Below are 3,075 nucleotides of genomic sequence, written 5' to 3'. Positions count from 1 at the left end.
GCCGGCAATGTCATGAACAGGGTGAACTCGACCGAGCGGTTCTGCAGGTTCGCGGCCTCGACGAGGTTGCCCGATTTCAGCGCCCGCGACAGCTCCGGCAACAGCACGATGGCGACGGCCACGCCGACGACGCCGAGCGGCAGTTGGTAGATGCGGTCGGCATAGGCGAGCGACGACACCGCGCTGTTCTGCGCCGAGGCGATCGCCGTGCCGATCAGCTGGTTGATCTGGGTGATGCCGCCGGTGATCGCCGCCGGCAGCGCCAGGATCAGCAGCCGCTTGACGTTGGGCGTCATCTTCGGACGGCGAAAGCCGATCGAGATGCCGGCATGGCGCACCGCGATCCAGACGATGGCGAGCTGCACGATGCCCGCCGCCAGCACGCCCCAGGACAGGCCGAAGCCGACATCATGCGCATCCAGCCCGTGATACCAGGCGTAACCCAGCACGGCGATCAGGATGATGTTGAGGAAGGCGGGCGCGATCGCCGCCGCGAAATAGCGGCGCAGCGAATTCAGCATGCCGGCCATCATGGCGCCGAGCGACATGCAGATGAGATACGGGAACATGATCGTGGCAAGCCTGACGGTCGTCTCGAACTTGCCGGGGATATCGGCAAAGCCCGGCGCCACCAGGTAGCGCACGATCAGCGGCATCGCCAGTTCCATGGCGATGGTGAGCGCCAGCAGCGCCGAAAACAGCACCCCGAACACTTCCTCCGAGAAGCGCTTGGCGCCTTCATTGCCGTGCTGCTCGATCTCCTTGGCGAACAGCGGCACGAAAGCGGCGTTGAAGGCGCCTTCGGCGAACAGCCGGCGGAAGGTGTTGGGAAACTGGAAGGCGGCGTTGAAGGCGTCGGCGACCGGCCCGGTGCCGAGCGCCGCCGCCATCAGCATCTCGCGGCCGAAACCCAGCGCGCGGCTCATCAGCGTGCCGGAAGCGACGGTGGCGAATTTCTTGACGAGGCTCATGCCGGGGATGACTGCCAGGGAAATTGCGTCAAATGGATGGTCACTCGGCCGCCGCCTTGGCCTTGCCGTTGCGTTCCGACGAATTGCCTTCCAGCGTATCGATCAGCCGCTTGTGGATGGTGGCCGTGCGCGTCGGGCTGTCGATCTTCTGTCCGGTCAGGTCGGTGACGTAGAATGTGTCGATGACCTTCTCGCCGAAGGTGGTGATATGCGCCGAGGCGATGTCGAGCGAAAGGTCGGAGAGCGTGCCGGTGATCTCGGACAGCAGGCCAGGCCGGTCCAGCCCCTCGACCTCGATCACCGAGAAACGGTTGGACAGCGTGTTGCGGATCTCGGCGCGCGGCGGAATCCTGAAAACCTTGGCGCCACGCCTCGGCTTGGTGCGCTTCTCGATCATCTCCGGCAGCCAGCTCTTGCCGGACAGCACGTCCTCGATCAGCCGGCCGACGCGCTCGGCGCGGCGCCGCTCGTCCTCATCGAGGTCGAACTCCCTCGAGATCAGGATAGTGTCCAGCGCCCGCCCGTCGGAAGTGGTGAAGATCTGTGCGTCGACGATGTTGCCGCCGGCCCCGGCACACGCCCCGGCGATGATCGAAAGCAGGCGCGGATGGTCCGGCGCCAGCACGGTGATCTCGGTCACCGCCTCGAATTCATGCGTCTTGACCATGGTCGCGAGCTTCTTGCCCGCCGCATCCGCCTCACGGATGAAGTCGGCGTGGCGCAGCTGGTCGTTGAGGTCGACCGTCAGCAGGTAGTTCTCATAGTGCTGCGCGACATAGCGCTTGCGCTCCTTGGCCGGCCAGGCCGAGAGCGCCTCGGCCAACCGTTCGCGCGCGGCGGCGGTGCGTTGCGCCCGCGACACTTCCGAGAAGCCGCCGGTCAGCAGCAGCTCGGTCTCGTAATAGAGCGTGCGGAGCAACTGGCCCTTCCAGCCGTTCCACACGCCCGGCCCGACGCCGCGTATGTCGCAGACGGTGAGGATCAAAAGCAGCTTCAGCCGCTCCACCGACTGCACGATCGAAGCGAAATCCTCGATCGTCTTGCGGTCGTTGAGGTCGCGCGTCTGCGCCGTCATCGACATCACAAGGTGGTTTTCGACCAGCCAGGCGACGGTCTCGGTATCGGCCGGCGACAGCCCCATATGCGGGCAGATGCGTCGGGCGATGCGGGCGCCGGCCTCCGAATGGTCTTCCGGCCTGCCCTTGGCGATGTCGTGCAGCAGCACCGCGACATAAAGCGCTTCGCGGCTCTTCTTCAGCCCCGGCATCAGCGAATGCGCCAGCGGGTGAATCTTCTCGCCATCGCCGCGCTCGATCTCGGCCAGCACGCCGATGCAGCGGATCAGGTGCTCGTCCACCGTATAGTGGTGGTACATCGAGAACTGCATCATGGCGACGATCTTGCCGAAGTCGGGGATCAGCCTGCCGAGCAGCCCGGCCTCGTTCATGCGCCTGAGATTGAGCTCGGCGTTGCGGTCCGAGGTCAATATGTCGAGAAACAGCCGGTTGGCCTCCTCGTCGCGCCGGAGCGACTTGTTGACCAGGCCGAGCGAGCGGGTGAGCAGCTTCAGCGCGTCGGGGTGGAACTCCAGCCCATGCTTGTCGGCGAACCAGAACAACCTCAGCAGGTTGACCGGGTCGCGTTCGAACACGCCATCGTCGGCGATGTTGATGCGGTGGTTGTCGACGATGAAATCGGACGTGCCGGCAAGCTTGCGCTTGCGCCGCTGGAAGGTGAGGAAGATGCGGTTGAAGCCAGGCACATGCTTGGCTTGCTCTTCCTCGAGCGCCGCGCAGAAGATGCGGGTGAGGTCGCCGACATCCTTGGCGACGAGGAAATAGTGCTTCATGAAGCGCTCGACCGCCGACAGGCCGGGATGCGTCGTATAGCCCAGACGTTCGGCGATCTCGCGCTGGATGTCGAAATGCAGCCGCTCCTCCGCCTTGCCGGTGAGGAAATGCATGTGGCAGCGCACCGCCCAGAGGAAATCCTCGGCCTTCTGGAACTCGCGATATTCGGCTTGGGTGAAGACGCCCTTCTCGACCAGCTCCTCGCCGGTGCGCACGCGGTAGAAATATTTGCCGATCCAGAACAGCGTCTGCAG

2 protein-coding genes are annotated in these 3,075 nt (G+C 64.7%); both read right to left on the bottom strand.

Annotated elements, in window-relative coordinates:
- On the bottom strand, positions 1-971 hold a 971-nt coding region (gene murJ, locus EOA28_RS30715; protein ID WP_128315610.1), incomplete at its 3' end, for a murein biosynthesis integral membrane protein MurJ.
- Between the two features lie 40 nt (positions 972-1,011).
- A partial coding sequence (locus tag EOA28_RS30710) for a [protein-PII] uridylyltransferase (protein WP_128315609.1) occupies positions 1,012-3,075 on the bottom strand: 2,064 nt, incomplete at its 5' end.

The sequence above is a fragment of the Mesorhizobium sp. M2A.F.Ca.ET.067.02.1.1 genome, assembly GCF_004023285.1.
Lineage (GTDB): Bacteria > Pseudomonadota > Alphaproteobacteria > Rhizobiales > Rhizobiaceae > Mesorhizobium.
This window is presented reverse-complemented; position numbering and strand designations above follow the sequence as displayed.